The 24500-nt window shown below is 38.7% G+C and carries 26 protein-coding genes; 16 read left to right on the forward strand and 10 right to left on the reverse strand.

The genetic code is table 11. The annotated features are described in order from the left end of the window. Positions 1-226: 226 nt before the first annotated feature. A complete protein-coding gene (locus tag KC820_RS12055) occupies positions 227-1480 on the reverse strand; it encodes a GNAT family N-acetyltransferase (RefSeq protein ID WP_212371332.1) in 1254 nt (417 codons plus the stop codon). A gap of 208 nt (positions 1481-1688) precedes the next feature. Here KC820_RS12055 and KC820_RS12060 point away from each other — a divergent pair, with 208 nt between their 5' ends. The 3 genes from KC820_RS12060 to KC820_RS12070 are packed head-to-tail and all read left to right on the forward strand — an operon-like array spanning position 1689 to position 3689. Further along, on the forward strand, positions 1689-2987 hold the full coding sequence (locus tag KC820_RS12060; RefSeq protein ID WP_212371333.1) for an HD domain-containing protein: 1299 nt from the start codon (positions 1689-1691) through the stop codon (positions 2985-2987). A gap of 12 nt (positions 2988-2999) precedes the next feature. Further along, complete coding sequence (locus tag KC820_RS12065; protein WP_212371335.1) at positions 3000-3500, forward strand: YwgA family protein; 501 nt, start codon at positions 3000-3002, stop codon at positions 3498-3500. 12 nt (positions 3501-3512) lie between these two features. Further along, positions 3513-3689, forward strand: a complete 177-nt coding sequence (locus KC820_RS12070) for a hypothetical protein (protein WP_212371337.1) — start codon at positions 3513-3515, stop codon at positions 3687-3689. Between the two features lie 76 nt (positions 3690-3765). Here the strand turns inward: KC820_RS12070 and KC820_RS12075 are convergent, their stop codons facing one another. Together KC820_RS12075 and KC820_RS12080 are read right to left on the reverse strand one after the other, a co-directional pair. After that, positions 3766-4071, reverse strand: coding sequence for a TIGR04104 family putative zinc finger protein (locus KC820_RS12075; protein WP_212371338.1), 306 nt, complete (start codon positions 4069-4071; stop codon positions 3766-3768). 68 nt (positions 4072-4139) lie between these two features. Then, positions 4140-4394, reverse strand: a complete 255-nt coding sequence (locus KC820_RS12080; protein ID WP_212371340.1) for a hypothetical protein — start codon at positions 4392-4394, stop codon at positions 4140-4142. A 62-nt stretch (positions 4395-4456) separates the two neighbouring features. Here KC820_RS12080 and KC820_RS12085 point away from each other — a divergent pair, with 62 nt between their 5' ends. Continuing rightward, on the forward strand, positions 4457-5893 hold the full coding sequence (locus KC820_RS12085) for a hypothetical protein (RefSeq protein WP_212371342.1): 1437 nt from the start codon (positions 4457-4459) through the stop codon (positions 5891-5893). A 44-nt stretch (positions 5894-5937) separates the two neighbouring features. Here the strand turns inward: KC820_RS12085 and htpX are convergent, their stop codons facing one another. After that, the gene (gene htpX, locus KC820_RS12090; protein ID WP_212371344.1) at positions 5938-6834 is read right to left on the reverse strand and encodes a protease HtpX; all 897 of its coding nucleotides are present in this window, start codon (positions 6832-6834) and stop codon (positions 5938-5940) included. Between the two features lie 158 nt (positions 6835-6992). Here htpX and KC820_RS12095 point away from each other — a divergent pair, with 158 nt between their 5' ends. The 3 genes from KC820_RS12095 (at position 6993) to KC820_RS12105 (ending at position 10187) form a co-directional block, all read left to right on the forward strand. After that, complete coding sequence (locus tag KC820_RS12095; RefSeq protein WP_212371346.1) at positions 6993-8276, forward strand: alpha/beta hydrolase; 1284 nt, start codon at positions 6993-6995, stop codon at positions 8274-8276. Between the two features lie 611 nt (positions 8277-8887). Beyond that, positions 8888-9757 (forward strand): YusW family protein, encoded by an 870-nt coding sequence (locus KC820_RS12100; protein ID WP_212371348.1) that lies wholly within the window; start codon positions 8888-8890, stop codon positions 9755-9757. A gap of 184 nt (positions 9758-9941) precedes the next feature. Continuing rightward, a complete protein-coding gene (locus KC820_RS12105; RefSeq protein ID WP_212371350.1) occupies positions 9942-10187 on the forward strand; it encodes a hypothetical protein in 246 nt (81 codons plus the stop codon). Between the two features lie 164 nt (positions 10188-10351). Here KC820_RS12105 and KC820_RS12110 read toward each other — a convergent pair whose 3' ends face one another. From KC820_RS12110 to KC820_RS12130, 5 genes are all read right to left on the reverse strand, one after another. Further along, on the reverse strand, positions 10352-11290 hold the full coding sequence (locus KC820_RS12110; protein ID WP_212371352.1) for a siderophore ABC transporter substrate-binding protein: 939 nt from the start codon (positions 11288-11290) through the stop codon (positions 10352-10354). Between the two features lie 28 nt (positions 11291-11318). Then, on the reverse strand, positions 11319-12077 hold the full coding sequence (locus KC820_RS12115) for an iron ABC transporter ATP-binding protein (protein WP_212371354.1): 759 nt from the start codon (positions 12075-12077) through the stop codon (positions 11319-11321). After that, a complete protein-coding gene (locus tag KC820_RS12120; protein ID WP_212371356.1) occupies positions 12074-13018 on the reverse strand; it encodes an iron chelate uptake ABC transporter family permease subunit in 945 nt (314 codons plus the stop codon). The genes KC820_RS12115 and KC820_RS12120 overlap by 4 nt, the downstream gene beginning before the upstream one ends. Then, the gene (locus KC820_RS12125; protein WP_212371372.1) at positions 13011-13961 is read right to left on the reverse strand and encodes an ABC transporter permease; all 951 of its coding nucleotides are present in this window, start codon (positions 13959-13961) and stop codon (positions 13011-13013) included. The genes KC820_RS12120 and KC820_RS12125 overlap by 8 nt, the downstream gene beginning before the upstream one ends. Before the next feature lie 694 nt (positions 13962-14655). After that, positions 14656-14982 (reverse strand): four-helix bundle copper-binding protein, encoded by a 327-nt coding sequence (locus KC820_RS12130; RefSeq protein WP_212371358.1) that lies wholly within the window; start codon positions 14980-14982, stop codon positions 14656-14658. A gap of 139 nt (positions 14983-15121) precedes the next feature. Here KC820_RS12130 and KC820_RS12135 point away from each other — a divergent pair, with 139 nt between their 5' ends. The 6 genes from KC820_RS12135 to KC820_RS12160 all read left to right on the forward strand — a co-directional run bounded on the left by KC820_RS12135 (position 15122) and on the right by KC820_RS12160 (position 20703). Beyond that, on the forward strand, positions 15122-16165 hold the full coding sequence (locus tag KC820_RS12135) for a C45 family autoproteolytic acyltransferase/hydrolase (RefSeq protein ID WP_212371359.1): 1044 nt from the start codon (positions 15122-15124) through the stop codon (positions 16163-16165). A gap of 162 nt (positions 16166-16327) precedes the next feature. Next, positions 16328-17290 (forward strand): threonine ammonia-lyase, encoded by a 963-nt coding sequence (locus KC820_RS12140; protein ID WP_212371361.1) that lies wholly within the window; start codon positions 16328-16330, stop codon positions 17288-17290. A gap of 99 nt (positions 17291-17389) precedes the next feature. Next, positions 17390-17959: a tetratricopeptide repeat protein gene (locus tag KC820_RS12145; RefSeq protein WP_212371363.1), complete on the forward strand. Its 570-nt coding sequence runs from the start codon at positions 17390-17392 to the stop codon at positions 17957-17959. A gap of 280 nt (positions 17960-18239) precedes the next feature. Further along, positions 18240-18893: a hypothetical protein gene (locus tag KC820_RS12150; protein WP_212371365.1), complete on the forward strand. Its 654-nt coding sequence runs from the start codon at positions 18240-18242 to the stop codon at positions 18891-18893. Between the two features lie 170 nt (positions 18894-19063). Next, a complete protein-coding gene (locus tag KC820_RS12155) occupies positions 19064-19948 on the forward strand; it encodes a cysteine hydrolase family protein (protein WP_212371367.1) in 885 nt (294 codons plus the stop codon). 65 nt (positions 19949-20013) lie between these two features. Further along, positions 20014-20703 (forward strand): aspartate/glutamate racemase family protein, encoded by a 690-nt coding sequence (locus KC820_RS12160; protein WP_212371368.1) that lies wholly within the window; start codon positions 20014-20016, stop codon positions 20701-20703. A gap of 37 nt (positions 20704-20740) precedes the next feature. Here the strand turns inward: KC820_RS12160 and KC820_RS13330 are convergent, their stop codons facing one another. Continuing rightward, positions 20741-20845, reverse strand: a complete 105-nt coding sequence (locus tag KC820_RS13330) for a putative holin-like toxin (RefSeq protein WP_236782666.1) — start codon at positions 20843-20845, stop codon at positions 20741-20743. Between the two features lie 202 nt (positions 20846-21047). On the opposite strand from KC820_RS13330, the gene KC820_RS12165 reads away from it, so the two are divergent. The 3 genes from KC820_RS12165 to KC820_RS12175 all read left to right on the forward strand — a co-directional run bounded on the left by KC820_RS12165 (position 21048) and on the right by KC820_RS12175 (position 24316). Next, positions 21048-23006 (forward strand): aconitate hydratase, encoded by a 1959-nt coding sequence (locus KC820_RS12165; RefSeq protein WP_212371374.1) that lies wholly within the window; start codon positions 21048-21050, stop codon positions 23004-23006. A gap of 38 nt (positions 23007-23044) precedes the next feature. Next, positions 23045-23221, forward strand: coding sequence for a hypothetical protein (locus KC820_RS12170; protein ID WP_186279566.1), 177 nt, complete (start codon positions 23045-23047; stop codon positions 23219-23221). 168 nt (positions 23222-23389) lie between these two features. Further along, the gene (locus KC820_RS12175; RefSeq protein ID WP_212371370.1) at positions 23390-24316 is read left to right on the forward strand and encodes a nuclease-related domain-containing protein; all 927 of its coding nucleotides are present in this window, start codon (positions 23390-23392) and stop codon (positions 24314-24316) included. The last annotated feature ends 184 nt before the right edge of the window (positions 24317-24500 follow it).

Consider the following 24500-nt stretch of genomic DNA (forward strand, 5'->3'; position numbering starts at 1 on the left):
TTTGGGCTGATACTGCTGAAGTTAGTGTTGATACTGCTGAAGTTCGAGCCGTGACTGCTGAAGTTTGCACTGAGACTGCTGAAGATAGCACAGTGACTACTGGATTTTTGATTTAACTGTTGAATCCCGCTCCAACCATTCCACTTTTCGAAGCCTCCCCTTGGATAAAAATTGTGACCCACCCAATTAGTAGACTGCCAAAGTGGGTGGGTCCATTAAAACAATCTTAAAAATTCGTCAAACAGATTGGTTTCTCTTTCGTATGGAAAAGATCAGTCAACTCTTCGACATAGAACGGATCATCTAACGAAATTTTCCCATATAAGTGGAGTTTATCAAAATCAACAACACCCATAACTAGACTGGAGAAATCCGCGATGTCGATTGTCACATTCACTTCGGGTTTGGCACCTTGGATGACAGTAGGTTTTCCCTCGTTAAACTTTACAATGACTTTTTGTTCGTTCGCTTTATAAAAAGAATCCCGAATATCAAAGTTCACCGTCAAGTTTGATTGTCCAAATCGGTGCTCGTTTAAATTCATGAATAATCGCTTCACATTAATAACTCGGTACATCAACCCGACGCCTGAAACATTTGTCTGGTGGTATACGAATGGAATTTTATTATCAGAGCCATCTCTTGGATCCGTCAGTAAATGGTGAAATGCTTCATCTTGTGTTTGGAAAAATATCCGGTGTACTTGGTCTTTTTGTGAATGCAAAAAGGTACATAATTGTCTTAAAGCATCATCATCCGTGTAAACAAATTCGTGAACCATGATGTTATTGGATAACGTATTATTTGCATCTTCACGCTTCATGAAAGAGAAGACGACATAGCCGGTCAAAAGGCCATTCTTTTCAACCCCTACATATTTAAAATTTGGCTTTTGAATCATCCACTCGTATTGCTCAGCTACTTTTTTCATGGCACCGTGATGTTTGGCCGCGAACTGGTTATAGCAATCAACAAGCCTATCTAAATCTTTTTCCTGTAAATAGACAAGATCGCCTTTATAGCCAAAATTCGGGAAGGCATGTGGTGCGATTCGATATTGATCCATTTTCGTACCATAGCCGAAGCCCATTTGATGATAAAAGTCAGGTCGAAATGCGTAGAGTACACCAAATGTGTATCCGGCTTCATCATAATGTCTTAAATAATATTCAACCATGGATTTAGCGACCCGTTCTTTTTTATGCAAAAGATCAACAGCGACAGAGCTCAATCCGCCTGTTTTTAAGAAGTGACCAAAAACATTCATTTCATAGTTGTATAATTGCATAGAACCGATCAGGTTGTCGGCTTGCAAAACACCATAGTATTTGCGATCCTCCCGAGCTAAATTCTTTTTTGTCTTTTCAATAATCTCATCTAATTTTTCTTTCGATTCCGTGGCGTTGGCTGTATATGCTTGCTGTCCAAGTGTTACTAACTCTGCTGCGTGGTCAGCATTCAATCGTATTACTTCGTGCATATGTAGCTCCTCCTTCAGCATTGAAGACTTCATTTCTATTTTTATCGTACATTGTTTTCTGAAAAATAAAAAGTGCTAAAAAGCACACCAATAAAGACTTTGATTGTGGAATAATTGCTTGCTCCGTTGTCAAGGTGTTTTTTTCCTGTTGAAAAAAAGCTATAATATAGAAAATGATTGGACGAATAGAAGAGAAAGGTCGGGAAAAATGTCATATCGTGATGAGCAACTAACGGAAGAGAAAGTATTTAAAGACCCAGTCCATCGCTATATTCATGTGAGGGATCGAGTTATCTGGGATTTAGTGGGCACCGCGGAATTTCAGCGATTGCGGCGTGTTAAGCAGCTCGGCACAACTAATTTGACATTCCATGGCGCTGAGCACAGTCGATTTAACCATTCGTTGGGCGTATATGAAATCGTCCGACGAATTCTTGAAAATTTTCGCGAACAACCCGAATGGAATCCAAGCGAGCGGTTAGTTTGCTTATGCGCTGCATTACTTCATGATTTGGGTCATGGTCCTTTTTCGCATTCGTTCGAAAAGGTATTTGATTTAGACCATGAGGAGTTTACGCGTGCCATTATTCTCGGAGATACTGAGGTGAATGCCGTTTTACGCAAAGTGGATGAAAGTTTTCCTCAAGATGTCGCGGATGTCATTAATAAAACGTATGCGAACAAACTAGTCGTCAGCTTAATTTCGAGTCAAATCGATGCCGATCGAATGGATTACTTACAGCGAGATGCATATTTCACCGGTGTGAGTTATGGTTATTTTGATATGGAACGGATTTTGCGTGTCATGCGACCGCTAGAGGATCAGTTGGTGATTAAGGAAAGTGGCATGCATGCGGTGGAAGATTATATTATGAGCCGTTATCAAATGTATTGGCAAGTGTATTTCCACCCTGTAACGCGAAGTGCAGAAGTGATTTTAACAAAAATTTTGCATCGAGCAATGCATCTTTATCATAGTGAGAAATACCAATTTTCATTAAAACCACTTCACTTTGAAAGTTTCTTTAACAAAGAGATATCAGTAGAAGATTATTTGAAGTTAGATGAAAATATCGTCTATTATTATTTCCAAATCTGGCAAGAAGAAGAGGATGAAATATTAGCGAATCTCTGTCGCCGTTTTGTGAATCGAGATTTGTTTAAATATATTGAGTTCGATCCAGGAAACAGATATCGAGAGCTAATAGAATTAAAAGAAGCTTTTGCAGAGGCAGGCATCGACCCGGCGTACTACTTAGAAGTCGATTCTTCATCTGATTTACCTTATGATTTTTACCGACCTGGTGAGGAAGAAGAACGCCTACCGATTCACTTACTACTACCTAATGGAGAATTGAAAGAGTTATCGAGACTATCTGATATTGTAGAGGCGATTTCGGGTAAGAAGAGAACAGATCATAAGTTGTATTTTCCAAAGGATTTAATCGAACAACTTCCCGAAGAATCACAAGCAAAGAAACGAATCTTGGAAATTTTAAGAGGATAGGAGTCGAGTAGAATGTTAGAGGATCACGCCAAATTGTTAGCATTTTTTGAGCAAGCGAAGGAAGTTGTTGGACGGAAGCGCCTGCAAAAAATGATTTATATTTTAAAAAAGAACGGTATTGATTTTTCTGAACGGTATTCTTTTCATTTTTATGGCCCATACTCAGAAGAGTTATCGACGCGTATTGAGGAGCTGTCGAATCTAGGTTTTATACAAGAGAATAAAGAGAAAGAAAAGGGGTACCATCAATATAGATATCAATTGACGGATGAAGGCATTTCTTTTTTGGATCAAACGAAACCGAAGCTACCAAACATTTCTGCGCTTGTCGATGAAATGAATGCAAACTCGTCTCGTTTTCTAGAGCTTGTTTCCACGATGCTTTACTTTGATAACTTTTCAAAAAGTGAAGTAGAAGAAAAAGTATTGACTGTGAAGAGTAAACAAAACTTTACGGAAGATGAGTTCCGTGAGGCTTGGACCTTTATCGAACGAATCAAACAATCTCATTAAGGAGACGATTCGATGTTTTCACTTATGCTAATTACCTTTGTATTTATACTTGTCACGCTTGTTTTATCTACCTGGTATTCGATTGTGAAAATCAAGAGAATTCCAGGGAATATAGGTCCATGGGTTACTTTAATTATTTTAATTGCAGTTATTGTATTGGTGATTTATTTAGGGATTCTGTATTTATAATTAATTGATAGGAAGCGAATCGCTTAAGGCGGTTCGCTTTTTAATTAAAAAAAACTCAATGGACGGCCACTGAGTTTTAGAATATCGGTTCTTCTTCATTGGATAAGCCCATGAGGTAAGGTGAAATGAGAAAAAATAGTAGAATGATGACTACACTGTAGCTCATGATGATCGATAGCGGAATCGATAAACCAACAAGAATAGGCAACAAAATATAAGGCCCTATACCTACTAGATTCATTTTCCATAAAGAGTCTTTTGATTGAAATTGTGCTCTACCACAATCAGGACAAGTCAATTCTCGTTTGAAACGTAGAAGCTGGAGAACAGTCATCTTCCACGTCCATTGGTTATTGCAATTTTGACAAGTAGGTAATGACATTGGATCCACTCCTAAAATTTTCTACTTTTAGCATATCAAAAAATAAATGTTGAATCTATGGAAAGTTATCAACAGTTCATGCGTGTTTTATTGACAGTCAGCGAGCGCTTATCAACAGTTAGCAACCGTTTATCGACAGTCAGCACGCGCTTATCAACAGTTAACAGCCGTTTATCGACAGTCAGCGAGCGCTTATCAACAGTTAGCAACCGTTTATCGACAGTTAGAACATGCTTATCAACAGTTACGAGCACTTTATCGACAGTCCACAATCGCTTATCAACAGTTAAACACTTATTATCAACAGCCCACTCAACATGCATAACCCCCAACAGTCACCCATGCCTAGGTATGTGCATATGATGCTCAAAAAGGGGGCGTCATCATGGAATTAACCTTAGCTCATGGGATGTATGCTTTCGTAACGCTCGTTGTCATTGTCACAATGGTGATGAGGCGTGGCGTTGTATTGCCTACATTAATTGGAACGTTTATTGTTGCGTGGATGATGACAGGAAATCTGGTTACTGGTTTTACGTCTGTCTTCAATGCCAATTTAACGGCAGCGACTGAACTATTCAATATATTTTTGATTATTACGTTTATGGTGGCATTGTTATATGCATTAAAAGATCTTGGTGCTGACCAGGAAATGATTAAGCCGATTCAAAAAATTATGGTGAATGGACATTTGGCTTTCTTTGTCTTGGTAGTTGTCACCTATGTGATTTCATTGTTCTTTTGGCCGACTCCAGCAGTTCCACTTATTTGTGCTTTATTGTTACCTGCAGCAGTTAAGGCTGGATTGCCGGTTATTGGAGGCGCTATGGCGATTGCGATTGCCGGACAGGGGATGGCCTTGTCATCTGATTACGTTATTCAAATTGCGCCGACCATCAGTGCAACGGCGGGCAATTTAGAAACTGCAGTCATCGCTGATAAAGCTTTAGTTCTCTCGTTAATTGCAGGCGTCATTGCAATTGGCATTGCGTATTTGATGATTTATAAAAAAATCAATAAGCCAGAAAATCCGCTCAATGAAAAGGAACTGAAGAAGCTTCCTGGTCAATCAGAGGAAGAAATCACGACACGTAAAATACAGACAAAAAACCTACCTGTATGGAGAAAGTTTTTTGCCTTTGCTGTACCGATTTCGATGCTACTCGTTATGCTTTTTATGATTTATACGAAAGTGAATAGCGGCGGTGCAAGTGAATTGGATGGAGGCGATGGCGCTGCCTTTATCGGCGGTGTTGCCGTGTTATTGTTAGCGGCCGCTTCTGTAGCCTATGGAAAAGGGAAAGCATTCGATCATATCAGTGAGCATATCACAAACGGTTTCGTGTTTGCTTTCAAAGCAATGGGTCCAGTCATCCCGATTGCCGGCTTCTTTTTCCTCGGAAGTAATGAGTTTTCCGGCAGTATCCTATCGTTAGGAGAGGGCGAAACGGCTCCGGCGCTACTATTTGAGTTAGTGGAAGCGGGCCAAAATGCCATACCAGAAAGTGCTTTCTTAACCGCATTCGGAATTTTAATTATCGGCATCATTACAGGCCTAGATGGTTCAGGATTTTCAGGTCTGCCTTTGACCGGTGCGTTGTCAGGTGCGCTCAACACAAATGGCATAGATCCAGAAACCCTAGCAGCAATCGGACAGCTCGGTTCAATTTGGACGGGTGGCGGAACGATTGTCGCATGGTCCTCACTTGTCGCAATTGCCGGCTTCAGTGGAATTTCGGTTATGGAGTTGGTGAGGAAAAACTTCCTCCCAGTCATAATTGGCTTAATCGTGATGACAATTGTCGCCGTGCTCATTTGGTAAGTGAAATCAATAAAAAATCCCGCCAAACGCTTGGCGGGTTTTGCTTATTTTGCACGTAGACGAGCAATACGTTCATCCAAATCTGGATGGGAAGAAAAGAGTGAGGCAAATCCACCTTTTCCATTGATTTTCAATGTTTGGATGGCTGCATCATCATGACGATTATCAGCCGCAACTTGGTTTTTCAACGATTCAAGCGCATGAATCATCTTATCTTTCCCTGCAAGATCTGCACCACCTCGGTCTGCATGGTACTCTCTATAACGCGAGAAGGCCATAACGACGATACTTCCGAGTATGGAGAAAAGAATTTGGAAAATAATAATCGCAGCAAAACGTACGACATAAGCCATTTCTTCACGGACGAGTCTCGAAACGATAATCGCCGCTACACGTGACAAGAACACGACAAATGTGTTTACAACACCTTGTAGAAGTGTCATTGTAACCATGTCGCCGTTGCTTACGTGAGCCATCTCGTGCGCTAAAACACCTTCGACAGCATCTTCATCCATCGACTGTAAAAGTCCGCTAGATACTGCAACTAATGAACGTTTTTTCGTTGGTCCGGTCGCAAAAGCGTTAACTTCATGTGATTGGTAAATCCCGACTTCCGGCATATGCATTAAGCCAGCAGCACGAGCTAAGCGGTGAACTCTTTCGACGAGTTGACGTTCCGCGGTTGATAAATTGTCATTTGGGTCAAGCACTTGTACACCCATCATTTTTTTCGCCATAAATCGTGACATGGCAAGTGAGATGAAGGATCCGGTAAAACCGACAACTAAACTAAAAATTCCTAATGTGAGATAACTGATTTCACCTTGAGCGTTCGTGATGCCACCGATATCAAAAAAGGACGTAATAATCGACCAGATAATGACGATGGTCGTCAATACGAGTATGTTCGTCAGTAAAAACATTAATATTCTTCTACCCAAAATTGTTCCCCCTATGTCTTTTCATTACATATCTTGCTACTATTATAACATGTAAGCAATGATTTCAACCGTTTTGATACGAATATTTTTTGAAGATACTAACTAATTGAAACGGATTAAATTATTCATTCGTATAACTAGTGAAAGGAGTACATAACATGAATAAATATATTTTCTTAGGGCTATTGCTCATTGTATGCGTCGGCTGCTCGAACAATGAATCTTCAAAAGAAGTGCCAGAAATTACTGGGGATTGGTTTGGAGCAATCGAAACGCCGAACACTCTACTACCGATTGAGGTTACTTTCGACAAAGACGAAAGATTAACGGGCACCATCAACATTCCAGCCCAAAATATTCAAGATTTCAATTTATCCAATTTGAAATACCAAGACGATGAACTTTCTTTTGATATGAACATTCCAGGACAAGTCATTCGATTCAAATCCAAGGAGGTCGACGAGGAACTGATTGAAGGTGAATTTCATCAACAAGGTGCGACTTTTCCATTTTATTTAGAACGATCGACCGAGGGTGAATCGTCGACTGAAGACACTGCAAGCGAGATCGTATCCGTGGAAACAAACCATGGAAAATTATCAGGTGAATTATTGCTTCCTGAAAAAGAAACAGATACAGTCGCCTTAATTATTCCGGGTTCAGGTCCAACCGATCGAAATGGAAATTCAGCTGCAGGAACGAACAACAGCTTAAAAATGCTCGCGGAGTTGCTCCGTGAAGAAAGTATTGCAAGCTTACGCTACGATAAACGCGGTGCGGGGTTAAACCAGGAAGCGATCATCAATGAAGAAGATCTTTCGTTTGATGACTTCATAGATGACGCAGTCTTTTGGTTGGAAAAATTACGAGCAGACGACCGCTTTGAGCGTCTCATTGTCATAGGCCATAGCCAAGGATCATTAGTCGGAATGACAGCCGCTCAACAAGTAGAAGTCGATGCTTTGATTTCATTAGCTGGTGCTGGAAGACCACTCAATCAAGTGCTACAAGAACAACTCTCTGCTCAGCTTGATGGTGAACTGCTAGCAGAAGCTAAACAAATCATTGAACAGCTTCAGGAAGGTCGACCAGTCGATGATGTCAGCCAGCCACTTCAAAGCACGTTTCGGAAAAGTGTCCAACCATTTTTAATCTCATGGATGGACTACGACCCGACGACTGAAATCAGCCAGTTGCGTATTCCAATTTTAATTATCAACGGAACGACGGACCTTCAAGTGTCTGTGGAAGATGCAGAGATGCTTCACGCAGAAGCTCTCAATTCAGAACTAAAAATTATTGACGGCATGAATCATGTATTGAAAATAGCTCCAGAGGAACGAAGCGAAAATTTGAAAACGTATAATCAACCGACTTTACCGCTAGCAGAAGAATTAAAAGAATCTATTAAGGTATTTTTAGGGAAATTAGATCATCATTAATTACTGCAGTACATGATGAAGCGGTTACAGTTTTAAGAAATTATTAAATAGGAGAAATTAATCATGGTATTAAAATCACTTTTAGCATCAATAATCGCAGGGGCAATATACACAATGATTATGGGGGTCTTTTTTAAGAAGAAAGGATTAGACTCTTCGAGAAAATATATCAGTGGTACAGTATTTACAGTTTGTATTTTTGTCGTTTTTCTACTATTGGAAGTCTTTTAGTATTTATATTTCACTAAAACAAATAATAGACGAGGCTGGGACGAAACTATTTTTTACTCAGAAGAAATCGAACAATAGTGCATTATCACCGCTACGGAAATATACTCCGCTTTCCACGGGGAGCTAGTGAGCCTCCTCGTGCTAGAGCACTTCGGGGTCTCACCTATGCTCTTCTTCCCGTAGGAGTCTACGTATATTTCCTTCGCTCAATTATGCATAGTTCGGATTCAGTGAAGAGTAATTTAGTTTTGTCCCAGCCTGTTTTTTAATTTAGAATCGAATTTAACAGGAAATTTAATTTTGTAGTACTTTTATTATTTTCCAAGATTAAACAAGAGATTATGTGGGAAAATAAGGACAAAGAAAGGGGCTGAACATCAATGAAAAAAATATATTTTGCTCTAATAACGATTTTAATTACAAGCTTATTAGTCGCATGTGGATCTGATGATGAAAAACAGTCTGACGAGTCCTCTGGTGAATCCGATGAAGTTCAAATGGAAAATACGGAGAATGGGGATGAAAGTACTGATGACGCCGAAACAGAAGATTCAACGGCGGGCCAAGATAATAAAGACGGGGCAAATGGTAGTGATTCAGCGCAACAATCAGAGAGTGATATTGTCGAATATGAGCTACAGATTGATTTAATTAACGAAGAAGAATACGACTACTCTTACGATTCACGAGATGACGAATATAAGATTGAAGTAGGAAACGGAAATAAACAAGATATTACTGGTGAACAGGCGAAAGTCGACTTGGAAGAATTACGTCCATTTGCGCACATTGATCTGGAGAAACCATTAAATGAAATGATGGAAGCGACGTTAAGTCATCTCAATATTGATCTAACCAATTTATCGGATTATGATTTGGAAACAACTTATAAGCAAGGTCCTCAATACAGCATTGAACATCAAAAATCAAAGGGACCAGGAAATGGTGAAATCCTCGATTTTAACCTCTCAGTCACTCAAAAAAATAAAGATGAATGGGAATATGATTACGAACGAAGCGGTGAAGCTGTCATCGAAAAGCCTAACGGTGAAGTAACAGAAGGTGCCCACGAAGAAATTGAGAAATTGCTAGAGAAAGTAAATATTTCTTCCGAACAAAGCTTTGATGAAATAAAGAAAAATGTACTTGAACAATTAGAAATCAACGAAAATGATATTCAAGAATTTGAGTTGGAGGTCAAGTACGATAATAAAGAAGAAATTAAACTAGGTTATGAATTAGAAGACTAACGCTAAAGTAAATCCCAGTGTCTAGGACATTGGGATTTTTATTGTCATTGAAGACGTTATAAAAAAGCACACAAGGTGGTTTAAGTTTAATTTTGATTGCCAATATGAGATAATAAATATAAGAATTTTGTCAATATTTCACGTTCATTGGTTCAATATTTCTATGAGGGGAAAGTGATAATCAATGGGAAAACTTTCAAAAGCGCTTGGCGTGGCGGGAGTTGCTGTTGGAGCGACGTATCTATCGAAAAAAGAAAACCGTCAAAAGTTAAAGAAACAGATCAATAAAGGATTAAACAAGTTCAACAAAACCGATGTAAAAAGTTGGGGCAAGCCGTCAGATGTAGAAGATGCTGAAATGGTGAGTGAAGGTGCAATGACAAGTGTTCACTATTATAATCAATTACAAGGGAAGTCGCATGGTCAATAAGTGGCTTAAATAAAAGAAGTATGTATGAATAATAATAAGGTCAGTCTCTAACATTGCTAGCAAAGATGCATGAATTGAGACTGATTTTTTTCGTCACTCAATAAAAAAGCCAAAAAGGCTTCAACCATCATATAAACGATGATTGAAACCTTTTCGGTAGCGACTTATTCAATCGCTTCACTAACAGCACCAATCATTTCAGATACTGAAATGATACCACCACCAGATAAATACCAGTAGTTCGGATCTAAGTAAACAATCTGGTCTTCTTGATAAGCTGTCGTATTTTCCATTAACTTGTTTTCAATCGTTTCTTGAGCCATTGGTTGATCATTGACAACAGCATCACGATCGATGACAAATAAGTAGTCTGGATCAAGGTCGACAATGTATTCAAATGAAACGTTTTGTCCGTGTGTAGCAACTTCAACATTCTCGTCAGCTGGTTTGACACCGAATACTTCATGAACCATGCCAAAACGTGAACCAGGTCCATATGCACTAACTTTACCACCGTTTGAAAGAACAACAAGGGCATCTTTTTCCGTCTTCTCAGCTTTTTCTTGTAACTCTGTCAGTTGTTCATTCACTTTGTTCACTTCTTCTTGAACTTTGTCTTCTTTGTCAAAGATTTTACCAAGCAAGCCGACATTGTTTTCAAATGATTCCATATAGTTATTAGCGTCTAATTCGACATAAATGGTTGGCGCAATCTCGCTGAAATCTTCATATGCATCTCGTTGGCGAGGAGAAATTATAATTAAATCAGGATCCATCGCGTGAATGGCTTCAAAATCAGGCTCCTTTAAACCACCGACATGTTCATAATCCTCAGCATCATATTCTTCTAAATAAGTTGGTAAGGAATCTTTTGGAACCCCTGCAACAGGCAGGTCCAATGCTTTCATAGAGTCAAGCATGCCGAAATCAAATACAACGACCTTTTCTGGATTCTTTTCAATTTCAACGCCTTCTTCTAGTTTGTGGTCAATTGTAACGGTCTCTTTCTGTTCGTTAGAATCACCTTGTGCATCGTCTGTACCACAAGCAGTAAGTGCGAAAGTCATTAATCCAATCAATAAAATAAATAGAAACTTTTTCATCTGTGACCATCCTTTGATTTAAGTTTTTTTAAGCAAAATATACACAAACTTTACATTTATCGATTTGTTTAATCGGAATGTCCATATCATATATTTCTTTTAATGTTCCTTGTTCAATGATTTCATTCGTAGGTCCTTGGCGTATGATCTCTCCATTTTTCAAAGCAACTACATAGTCCGAATAAAAGGAAGCAAAGTTGATGTCGTGGATAACGAGAATAACCGTTTTTCCTAATTCATCAACGAGTCGTCTTAACACTTTCATAATTTGGACAGAATGCTTCATATCTAAGTTGTTTAACGGTTCATCGAGCAAAATGTATTCTGTATCTTGGGCAATGACCATGGCGATAAATGCACGTTGCCGTTGTCCACCACTGAGCTCATCTAAAAATTGATTTTCAATATCGTGTAGTTCCATAAACGATAATGCTTCATCGACTTTTTCCCAATCCTCTTGTGTGAGATTTCCTTGCGAGTAGGGAAAGCGACCGAAGGATACGAGTTCCCGTATTGTTAAACGAACATTCAAGTTGTTGGATTGTTTCAGAATCGCAACCTTTTTGGACAACTCATTACTTTTCCAGCTGTTAATTTCTTTCTGATCGATCATGATTTCTCCAACATCATGTTTAATCAATCGACTTACGGCTGATAATAAAGTACTTTTTCCAGCACCGTTCGGTCCAATAAACGATGTGATTTTCCCTTTTTTGATGTTGAGAGAAACATTGTTCACTACGGTTTTATTATTATATTTTTTAGATAAGTTTTTTACATTAATCATGCTCGACTCTCCCTTAATAGAAGGTAGATGAAGTACACCCCACCAATGAAGTTGATAATGACACTAATCGTCGTTGAGAAGGTGAAAACACGTTCAACGACCAGTTGGCCAGCCACTAACGCAATGATGCTAATTAAAATAGCGCCAACAATCAGTACTCGATGTCGATACGTTTTCAAAAACTCATAAGCTACGTTTGCGACTAATAAGCCTAGAAAAGTAATTGGACCAACGAGAACGGTCGCAACAGAGATTAGAATCGCAATAATAATAAATAGTCGTTGAACAACCCTGTCATAATCGACACCTAAATTAATGGCTGTATCTTTTCCAAGTGAAAGGACGTCTAAGTATTTTTCAAATTTCAAAAAGTATAATGTCGCTAATCCCATAATGAAAAGGGCAACATAAAACAGTTCCGTGTTTACATTATTGAAACTCGCAAACATGGTATCTTGAATGATTTGAAATTCATTCGGATCAATTAACACTTGCATGAAGTCAGATAAACTTGAGAAAAAGGTCCCAAAAATTAATCCGATTAATAAAAGAAAGTAAATGTTTCCTTCTCGTTTAAATAAGAAGTGATAGAGTCCCAGAGAGAATAGAATCATTAGAATAATAGAAATAAAGAAATTCACATGTTGGTTCATTAATGTCATGCTCGTTGAACCGAATAAAAAGATAATAAAGGTTTGAATCAATAAATAAAGTGAATCCAATCCGATAATACTTGGCGTCAAAATCCGGTTATTGGTAATGGTTTGAAAGATAACGGTCGAAAATGCGATGGCACTCCCCGTTAATATAATTGCAACGATTTTCATTATTCGTCTTGGCAGAACATAATCCCAGTTACTTCCCAGGTCGGTGAACAGGAAGGTGAGAACGAATCCGACTGCTAAAACGAACAGGATGACTATTTTAGTAGAATTACGCATAATTTTTTCTCCGTAATAATAGGTAAATGAATACGCCGCTTCCAATCACACCGACCGTTAATCCGATTGGAATTTCATAAGGGTAGATCAACACTCTACCTAAAATGTCACAAAATAAAACAAACACAGCGCCAAGCAATGCGGTATGCGGTAGATTACTCCGTAAATTATCTCCTTGGTATATGGAGACGATATTCGGAATAATCAGTCCTAAAAAAGGAATCACACCAACTGTCAATACAACAACAGAGGTGGATATAGCAACAATAATCAACCCGACATTTACAACTCGTTTATGATTCATTCCGAGGTTAATCGAAAAATCTTCACCCATCCCGGCAATGGTGAACTTATTCGCATAAAGGTAAGCGATGAACAGTGCTGGAATACTTATGTACAACAGTTCATAGCTCCCCGATAAAATCATCGAAAAGTCACCTTGTAGCCATGCGGTAATTGTTTGAATCATATCGTTTTTATAAGCAAAGAACATCGTGATTGAACCGATAATATTTCCGAACATAATCCCGACTAACGGAATGAAAATCGCATCCTTAAATTTAATCTTATCGAGTATCTTCATAAACAGAAACGTGCCGAGTAAAGCAAACAAAAAGGCGCTGCCTGCTCTGAAAAGTGGATTCGCTGCTGAGAATACTAGCATCGACACCAGAATACCTAATCTAGCAGAATCCATCGTTCCAGCTGTTGTTGGAGATACAAATTTGTTTCGGCTTAACTGCTGCATGATTAATCCGCAAATGGCCATGCTTGCTCCCGCGATGATGATACTGATTAAACGTGGGAGGCGACTGTGTAACAAAATCTGTTGCTGAAATTCATTGAGATGAAAAATATCGGTTAAACTAATCCCTGAGACTCCGATGAAAATGGAGCTAACTGAGAATACAGCCAAAGCGATCACTAAGTATTTAATCTTCATTGCAATCATACTTTCATTTCGTAATTTCCCTAGGGTTTAAACAATAAAGAGAATTGAATCCCTCCGTTATTAAGTTGAAAAATCGGAACACCTAATTGATAATGATTATCATTGTCGACAAAACAAATATATAATGAAAATCTTAAGAAATCAAGGGGTAAATGAAAATTGTTCTCAATTAAAATAATATTTTTTGAGAAATGAAAGAAGATCTTCTTCTTTCGACACCTTTACGGTCGGGCGGGGAATGAGATAAGTCATCGAGAGTCCGTCTCGATACGCAAATGAACATTTTAGGCATGGTTTTCGTCATCGAGAACGCGTCTCGATGCGCAAATGAGCGTATTAGGCCTAGTTTTTGTCATCGAGAGCCCGTCTCGATACGCATATGGGCTGTTTTAGATTGGTTTTTGTCATCGAGAGCGCGTTTCGATACGCAAATGAGCGTTTTAGTCCTTGGCTTTGTCATCGAGAGTCCGTCTCGATACGCAAATGAACATTTTAGACATGGTTTTTGTCATCGAGAGCGCGTCTCAATACGAATATGAACGGTTTCTGATTGAATTTTGACGAGAGTTTTCGGATTGAAATTGTTCTATGTAGCCGGGTTTAAGTATTTCATCAAAAATCCCTAGCCACTTCTTGTGACTAGGGATAAAACAAACCATTACGGTGAAAGCTCAATATACATTCATTAAGCAACTTGCTTACAAGCTTCCGCGCATTTACGGCAAGCTTCTGCACATTCTTTACAGTGATCATGTTCATGTTTTTCACACTCAGCAGCACAATCTTCACAAACTTGAGCGCAAAGCTGAGCTAATTCTTTTTTGTACTTCGTATTTCTTGATAGGGCTTGCTCGAAAAATGCACATATATCTGCACATTCGCGGTCCAATTTAATGCAATCAGCCATCATCTTTACGTTATCTTCCTGTAGACAAGCATCAAAGCAATGATTACATGCTGCGATACACTCATGTAGCGTTTGTATCAATTGCTGATTTTCTTGATGAGACACGTTTATGACCTCCTTAAAAAATTAACTTTTCATAGTGAATTTATTCCCAACTATTTTATATTTAAACAATTTCAAAAGATTAATTTATACGAAAACTTACTGCTTTTATTCATGATATACTTTCGGTAGGTGATAAATTATGATTACAATTCAAAGTGATATAAAACAATTTCGAGGAACCCATTATGAACTGGGTTACCGACAAGGTGAAGAGTTAAAAGATTCGCCGATATTAAAAACACGTCATAAATATTGGAAATTAAAACGACCAAGATTTCACATAGATATTCAGGAAGCAAAGTCAGCCTTTATGCATGTTGCCCCCAAAATTTGGGATGAGTTTGAAGGAATTGCTGACGGTTCTAAACAGCCACTGGAAAATGTGTTGCGCGATTTTGGTGGATATCGGATGGAACCGGAAAGAAGCGGCTGTTCGGTATTTGTCCAAGATGAATTTTTAGTCAGAAACTATGACTTCCAACCGGCAACCTACGATGGTCGCTATATGGTTTATCAACCGACCGATGGAGGTCACGCGGTGATTGGACCGAGCTCAAGAGTAACTGGACGGATGGATGGCATGAACGAACATGGCTTGGCAATCGGATATAACTTCACACATCGTAAGAAAACAAAAGATGGTTTTGTTTGTTATATGATTTCACGAATGGTTTTAGAGCTATGTGAAAATGTTGATCAAGCCGTGCAGCTTTTAAAAGAATTACCGCATCGAAATGCCTTTAGTTATATTCTACTCGATAAATCTGGAACACATTATATAATTGAAGCCAGTCCAAGAGACGTGACCGTGCGGCAAGCAAGCGAGTGTACCAATCACTTCGTCATACAAGAAAAAGAGAATCGACACCATATCAAAGAGTCCCAAGCACGGCTTGAAAAAATCAATGAACTGAAGCCATCAATGCTTACACCTAAAAAAGCATTCGAAACGTTTAATGCGAAGGGTAAGGGGGTTTTCTCGGACAATTATAAAAGCTGGTCCGGGACGATTCATACGTCGCTTTATCAACCGCGTGAGTTAAAAGCATGGATCTCGCTTGGTGGAAACGAGCAACCTAAAATTTTCGACTTTCAAAAATGGTTAAAGGGAAATGATTTTCACCAATCAAACCTTACAGGAAAACTTGAAACGGATATTCCGATTGCGAATATAAAAAAATAAACAAGAACCTGGCCGAATATTCTCAGAGTGACTTACAGAAGACTTCTATTCATAGTAGATAGAAAAAAATATTCGGTTAATTGATTTGTTTAACGGGAAAATAACCAATAAGATAATGAAAGAACGGTCACGAGACACGCTAGATCAAAAGGAGGAAAATTTATGGTTTCATTAGAGGATGTCTTGAGAGCTAGAGAGCAAATTGCTGAAACGATTCACAAAACGCGTATTCTTCGTTCTTCTCAGTTATCAGAAATGACAGGAGCCAATATGCTTTTCAAATCCGAGCATTTGCAAAAAACAGGTTCTTTTAAAATTCGTGGAGCAACCAACCGAGTGATCAACGCTGAAAAAGAGGGCGCTAAATACATTACCGCTGCTTCTTCTGGTAATCACGGGCAAGCAGTTGCCTATATTTCAAATCAGTTAGGCATTCCTGCGACGATTGTCGTTCCCACCGATGCTACAGAAAGTAAAGTTAATGCTATTCGAAATTATAATGGAAAGGTTGAGTTTGCAGGAACAACGTCAGCCGATCGAATTCCGAAAGCAAAAGAGATTGCGAAAGATAATGCCGGTGTTTTCATACCGCCATATGACCACCCGGATATCGTCGCTGGACAAGGAACAGTCGGCTTAGAAATTACCGAGCAGGTGCAAGATGTAGATGTCGTTTTTGTTCCAGTTGGTGGAGGCGGATTAGTCGCAGGAATTTTGACGGCTATTAAAGAAATTAATCCTGACGTTAAAGTCTATGGCGTCGAACCAGAACTCGCTAATGATACCGCGGTTTCCTTGCAAGAAGGGAAAATTATGACCGCCGGAAACCCAGCGAATACGATTGCTGATGGTCTTCGAACGGATCAACCTGGCGATTTAACCTTTCCGATTTTACAGAAGTATATTGATGACCTAATTGTCGTTAAAGAAGATGACGTTCGATTTGCAATGAGCTTCGTTTATGAACGAATGAAACAAGTGATTGAACCGTCAGCAGCCGTTTCACTGACAGCCGCATTGAAAAGTGATGTTGATATTAAAGGAAAAACGGTCGTGAATGTCCTCTCCGGAGGTAACGTGGATCTATCTAAACTAAATGAATTGTTAGTGAAAACAACGAAATAATAATGAAAAAACGTCTATAGAAAAACAATCTATGGACGTTTTGATTCATTTCGTTATACTAGTATCATTGAATGAGAGAAAAGGAGAAACTAGATACATATGAAAAATACTCGTTTTAGAGAAAAATTAAAATGGGTGCCTCGATTAGTATTTTTTGACGAAGATGATTTTCTTCGAGAAAAAGCGCGAGACAAGGAAAAGATACAAGCATTGATTGATGAAGCGGAGCACTTATTCATTAACGCAGATGACTCTAGTGAACGATTTTTTCTTGCCGGAACGATGGGAAATCTTTATCGGTTGATCGGTAAATTGAACCGCTCCATTGGTTACTTAAATGTAAGTTTGGAGATTGCTAAGGAAGATAAGGATCTTACGAAGGAAATTATCGCAACGATACGACTCGGAGAATCTTTAAAATACGCTAATAAACACTCAAAAGCTTTTACATTATTTGAACAAGCTCTTCACGCTGCTTATGAAAATGATATAGCTTATATTGATTTTGCATTACAACATAAAGGAAAATGTTTGATGGAAATGGGTCATTATGAAGAAGCTATGGAAGCTTTTCAGGATGCACTGACCATTAGAAGCAGCAAAGGCAATCAAGAACTTGTCGAATCAACCGAACAGGCTATAATGTATTTGGAAAGCACAAAAATATAAAATTTTATATGGGGTGGATCGCTTACAAGTTGCGATTCACTTTTTTAATTTGCAGGAATCTGAAAGCAAAGCAATCCGTATTTTGAACTGAATTGTAGTAAGTAACTCATCTTTCTTGCAACAAACCAACTTAAAAGGGATTCCACCGCTGGGATTAGTCCCTTAAAGATTCTCTACCTTGCTCATTAATGTGTTTAAACATCTCTGTACCGGGAAAATAAACAGTAAGCCGAACCCAAGAACAAAATCTAAGTGTTTTGCAACGTGGGAGGTATAGTTAATGAGCTATCGAAGAGAAATCGACGACTATGTAGATGAGTTGTATGCTGATGCAAGTGAAACAGAACGCATAAAAGAGAAAAAAGAAGAAATACGTATGAAGCTTTCGGAAACCATGCGAGAACTTGAACAATCTGGCGTGAGCGACCAAGATGCCTTTGGAGAAGCTATCGTTAATACGAAGAATCTCCAAGGATTTACAGATCGCTGTGAAAATAAAAATATATTGGATGGAACGTCAACAGAGCAACACGTATATCCATCCATGACCAATAAGCTATCAATTGCAGGAATGGTAGCCGGGATTGGCTTTTTATTATTCGGCATAGTAATGTCAATGAATATTTCAATATTCGGCATTTACACGACAGCAGCGCCGGCAATGTTTTTTTACGCTGTACTCGGCGGAATGTTATTCACTTACTCGTTACTCGCTAGAAAAATAAGAGTTAATAAAAACATGACGCATCAAAGAGTCGCTTTATATGCTTGTGCCGTAGGAGCAATGTTATTTGCCGTCTTCGTAACCATTACAGTTGGGTATTACACATCCAATTGGTTGGCAGGATTTGTTAGCTTCGCATTGTTCTTCATCGTAGGCTTAGCGTTATTCATGCATTTGTTATTTTCTAATGCAGTGGAGAAAAATCAATAATAGATAGAATTTGAATCCGTTTGGCTGATATTAATCAGTTGAACGGATTTTTATTTTGATTAAATAGATAGATATTTAAAAATTTAAATAATAATTTCGATCTATCATTAAAGAAGAATTTATCTTGTGTATAATAGACAGAAAGAGACAATTACAAGGGAGAGGAAACAATGAAAACGAAATTTGAAGAAATTGTTGATGTCAATCGCTTTGGTAAAAATGATCCAGTTAATTTAAATGAATTGGCGAAGCTGGCGGCAACTGAACAGGTATCGATGTCGGATGAGAAGATACTTTTTTTAGGAGTTGACGTGCAAAATGACTTCCTAGAAGGCGGGACGCTTGGAGTGCCGGGTTCATTTGAAGATTTAGAACGGACAATCCAATTTTTATATGCCCACTTTGATGAAATTTCACATATCGCTGTTTCGCTGGATACGCATTTCATTCAACAAATTTTCCATGCGGCATGGTGGGTTGATCAAGAAGGTAACCATCCGGAACCGATGACGATTATTTCAGTGGAAGACGTGGAATCCGGTAAATGGCAGCCCGTTAAACATAAAGAAGATAGTTTAGCCTATGTGAAGGCATTAGAGGAAAATGGACAAAAACAGTTGTGTATCTGGCCATATCATTGTATAGAAGGAACGACGGGTGTAATGCTAGAGAGTCAATTCGCAAAACTGATTCACTTTCATTCATTCGTTCACGGCAACCCGATTAAAAAAGTGGTTAAAGGAAAAGGGTTTAGTGAAATGTACGGGATTGTTCAGCCAGAAGTGGGTAATGAAAAGGATGAATCATTATTAAGTTACTTAAGACAGTTTGACAAAATAATCGTTGCGGGACAAGCTGAGTCGCACTGTGTTTATGAATCAGTAAAACAAATCGTTGATTATTACCATGAAGACCATGCGTTTTTAAAACAAATATATGTTTTGGCAGATGGTATGAGTTGTATCCCTGGTTTTGAAGAGGTTTCTGAGCAAGGTTGGGCAGAGTTGCAAAAGTCAGGAATTCAGTTGGTTAATTCGACAGATCTCACACTTTAGACGACAATATTTCCCGGGAAATGAATAAATATGACACCATTTCCCATATAGAGGGGTGGCATTTTATGAAAAAGATTGGCATTCTTGGCGGTATGAGTTGGGAGTCGACCGTGACTTATTACCAATTAATTAATCGAATGGTGAATCAACATTTTGGTGGATTGCATTCAGCCGACTGTTTAATATCAAGTGTGAATTTTGAAGAAATTGAACAGTTACAAGCGCAAGGTGAGTGGGAAAAAGCAGGCGAGATTCTGAAAAAAGAGGCGCTGAATTTAGAAATAGCTGGAGCAGAGGGTATATTGCTGGCAACCAATACGATGCAAAAAGTAGCCGAACAGATTGAAGAAAAGATTTCTGTTCCGTTTCTTCATATCGTTGATGCAGTTGCGGAGGAAGCAGATCATATGGAGATTTCTCGAGTCGGCTTGCTAGGCACAAAGTATACGTTAAAACTCAACTTTTTCACAAAGCGATTGAGCGACCAGTCAATAGATTCAATATTACCATCAGATAACCAAATTGAGGAAATCAACCGAATTATCTTTGAGGAACTCGTTCAAGGAGAACTGCATAATTCTTCTAAAGACTATTTTATAAAGGTCATGCAAGAGTTAAAACAAAATGGAGCTGAAGCAATTGTGCTCGGTTGTACGGAAATAGGATTGCTGATCAAAGAAGACGATTTCCCTTTGCCATTAATTGACACAACGGCTGTACATGCTAAAAAGGCAATAGAATGGGCAATCCAATAATAATCTACCCAGACGAATGTTAAACGTTCGTCTGGGTTTATTTTTTCTTCGTAATCGCAATAATTATTTGCACTATGAGGGATAATAAAGCGACGATGAATGAACTAAAAGCAATAATGACTAAGAAAACACCGTATTCCATCGAACCCACCTCCGTGATATTTTTCAGTATAGTACAAGAACACATGTTCGTAAACAACTTTCTGAAAAATAAGGATTTCCCACTAGTTAGCTGGAGGTGTTGATTGGTAACTTGTTTATTGAACTGGCAAAAAGGGTAAATTTACACATAGACATAGTATAGGTTAGGCATAATAATCTGTTGAATAGAAAGGAGTATGACATTGGGACTAAATGTTACACAAAAATTGATTCAAGACCATTTGACTTCAGGTGAAATGGTTCCCGGAAAAGAAATTGGGTTAAAGATTGACCAAACGCTGACTCAAGATGCAACAGGAACGATGGTAATGCTTGAATTAGAGGCAATGGGTCTTGATAAAGCGAAAACAGAAGCATCTGCACAGTACGTCGACCATAACTTAATCCAGGATGACTACCGAAATCCAGACGATCATTTATTTTTAAGAAGTGCGGCAAACCGATTCGGTCTATATTATAGTCGTCCGGGTAATGGGGTGAGTCACCCAGTACACATGCAGCGGTTAAGTCGTCCGGGCAGAACGATGCTTGGTTCTGACAGCCACACTTGTGCGAACGGTTGTATGGGAATGCTAGCAATGGGTGCTGGTGGTATTGATGTCGCCATGGCGATTGCTGGTGAACCTTATTACATTAATATGCCTCAAGTTTGGGGTGTTCGTTTGACCGGTGAATTACCGGATTGGGTGAGTGCTAAGGACGTCATTTTAGAAATGCTACGCCGTCATGATGTAAAAGGTGGTGTCGGCAAAGTTATTGAGTATTATGGACCAGGTTTAGAAAAACTATCTGCGATGGATCGACATGTTATAGCCAATATGGGTGCTGAACTTGGCGCAACGACTACTGTATTTCCTTCAGATGAAGAAGTGAAGCGTTTTATGAAAACACAAGGTCGTGAAGATGAATGGCAAGAACTAGTGGCCGATGAAGATGCTACTTATGACATTGATGAAGAAATCAATTTATCGGAACTTGAACCACTGATTGCTTTACCATCAAGCCCTGGTAATGTCGTTCCGGTTACAGAAGTAGAAGGAGAACCTATTTATCAAGCTTACATTGGCTCTTCTGCAAATCCAGGCTATCGTGATTTTGCAATGGCAGCGGAAATTGTAAAAGGTAAGTCAGTCGCTGAAGGTTTATCTTTTGATATTAACCCATCTTCTAGACAAATGCTGACAAAGCTTGTTGATAACGGACATATAGCAAGCCTGCTTTCTGCAGGAGGACGTCTTCACCAAGCTGGTTGTAACGGCTGTATTGGAATGGGTCAGGCACCAGCGACAGGAAGAAACAGCTTACGGACGACACCTCGTAACTTCCCAGGGCGTTCAGGTACGAAAGAGGATAGTGTTTTCCTTGTTAGTCCAGAAACAGCCGCAGCTTCTGCATTAACGGGTAAAATAACTGATCCAAGAAAATTAGATATGGATTATCCTCAAATCGATGAGCCAGAAAATAAAAATTTAAAACAAGAGCAAAGTTTGCTTGAAGCACCATTTGAGAGTAAACAAGATCCTGTAGAACTGGAAAAAGGACCAAATATCAGTTCCATTCCAGAGATTGAACCGATTAAGGATGAATTTGAAGTACCAATTTTATTGAAAATGGGAGATAACATTTCGACAGATGAGATTTTAGCAGGTGGGTCAAGAGTGTTGCCATATCGTAGTAACTTACAACAGATTGCTACGTTCTCATTTGAGATTGTTGATGAATCGTATTATGATCGCGCAATGGAAATTAAAGATCAAGGCGGCCATGCGGTTGTGGGCGGATTTAACTATGGTCAAGGTTCCAGCCGTGAACACGCTGCATTAGCACCAAGATTTTTAGGGCTACAGGCTGCATTGGTGAAAGACTTTGCACGAATTCACTTACAGAACTTAATTAACTTCGGGATTTTACCGGTTACATTCAAAAATGAAGAGGACTACGATAAGCTTGAAGAAGGAGATATCCTCCAATTTGAAAATGTTCGCGAAACCATTCGTAAACAGAAAGATTTTAATGTAAAAGTTAAAGGAAAAGACTTAACGATTCCTGTATCTCATGCATTAACTGAACGCCATATGGACATTCTACTAGAAGGAGGAGTCATTAACTGGGTCAAGAAACGTCAAAGTAAAATGGCCTAAATGACTTCCGATATCTTCAGTAGAAGGAAGGGCAAGGAATGAGCGATCGTGAATTTAGATGTCGAGCTTGTGATGGTGATGGCTTGTTAATGGATGATGAAAATTGGCAATACACGTGCACAGTTTGTGACGGTATAGGATTTGAATCATCCACGAGCCAAAGAAAGATGAATGAAGTAGCGGATGTAGATGAAAACAATCGAATACTTGATTAAAAGCGAGCGTAAATGCTCGCTTTTTAATTTATGTTTAAGATTTATGGCGTTAACAACTTGGTTTGGTGTTCTAATTTGCTATTTCATTCGAGATAATGAATTTATGGTGATTTTATAAGAATGTATAGTTTGCTTATAATGGATGCAAAAAAGAAATGAGGATGGTCCATGATTCTCAAAGAAAGGTCTAAACCATTAGAACTACAACGTTTAGAGGTGTTGAATCGCAGGATATCTTTAACGACAAAACAGCACACTAATTATTTGCAGTATTCAAAAGGATATGAAGGAGAAAGATTATTTGATTCCTTAGTTCAAGATTTCAGTGAGAAACATATCGTACTCACGGATTTGTTACTTCAATTTAACGATACAGTGTTCCAGATTGACTCATTGCTCATTACACAAGAAAAAATCTTGATTTATGAAGTGAAAAACTTTACCGGTGAATATATTTTCGAACAGGATAAATTTTTAAAACTTCCCCAACAAGAAATTCAAAATCCACTTCACCAAGTTGCCCGCTCAAGCTCACTGCTAACTCAACTCATCCGCAGAGCTGGCTTTAACTTACCAACTCAATCTCATGTGATTTTTGTTAATCGAAATTTTACTCTATTTAACGCACCACCTAACACTGCAATGATTCTTCCGACACAGATTGAAGGTCATCTAAAGTACCTCCAAACAATTCCATCACGTCATAATGATTTACATAAACGATTGATGGAAAAACTTATAGAGCTCCACCTTGATAAATCTCCTTATCAACAACAATTCGATTACACATATGAAGAAATAAAAAAAGGGATTACTTGCGCACGATGTCATTCGTACAAAATTAAATTGATAGGAAGGATGATTAATTGTAATGATTGTGATTTGAGCGAGTCATATGTTGATTCGGTCATACGAACAATCAATGAGTTTCTCATTTTATTTCCAGATATGAAATTAACGGTGATTAACGTTTATGAGTTATGCGGTGAATTGATCTCAAAGAAAGTTATCTCCCACACACTTCAAAAAAATTTTAAAAAGATGGGAAGCAATCGTTGGACTTATTATGTTAGAGAGAAATCGATGACCGAATGAATGCATAGGGAGCTCAAAATGTCATTGAGAACTCGTATCGATACACAAAAGAGCTCGCGCACCCCACAAAATGTCATCGAGAACATGTCTCGATCCCCAAAAGAGCTTACGCACCCTGCAAAATGTCATCGAGGACATGTCTCAATACCCAAAAGAGATCGCGTACCCCGCAAAATGTCATCGA

Origin of the sequence: Allobacillus saliphilus (assembly GCF_018138385.1) — a bacterium.
Lineage (GTDB): Bacteria > Bacillota > Bacilli > Bacillales > Alkalibacillaceae > Allobacillus > Allobacillus saliphilus.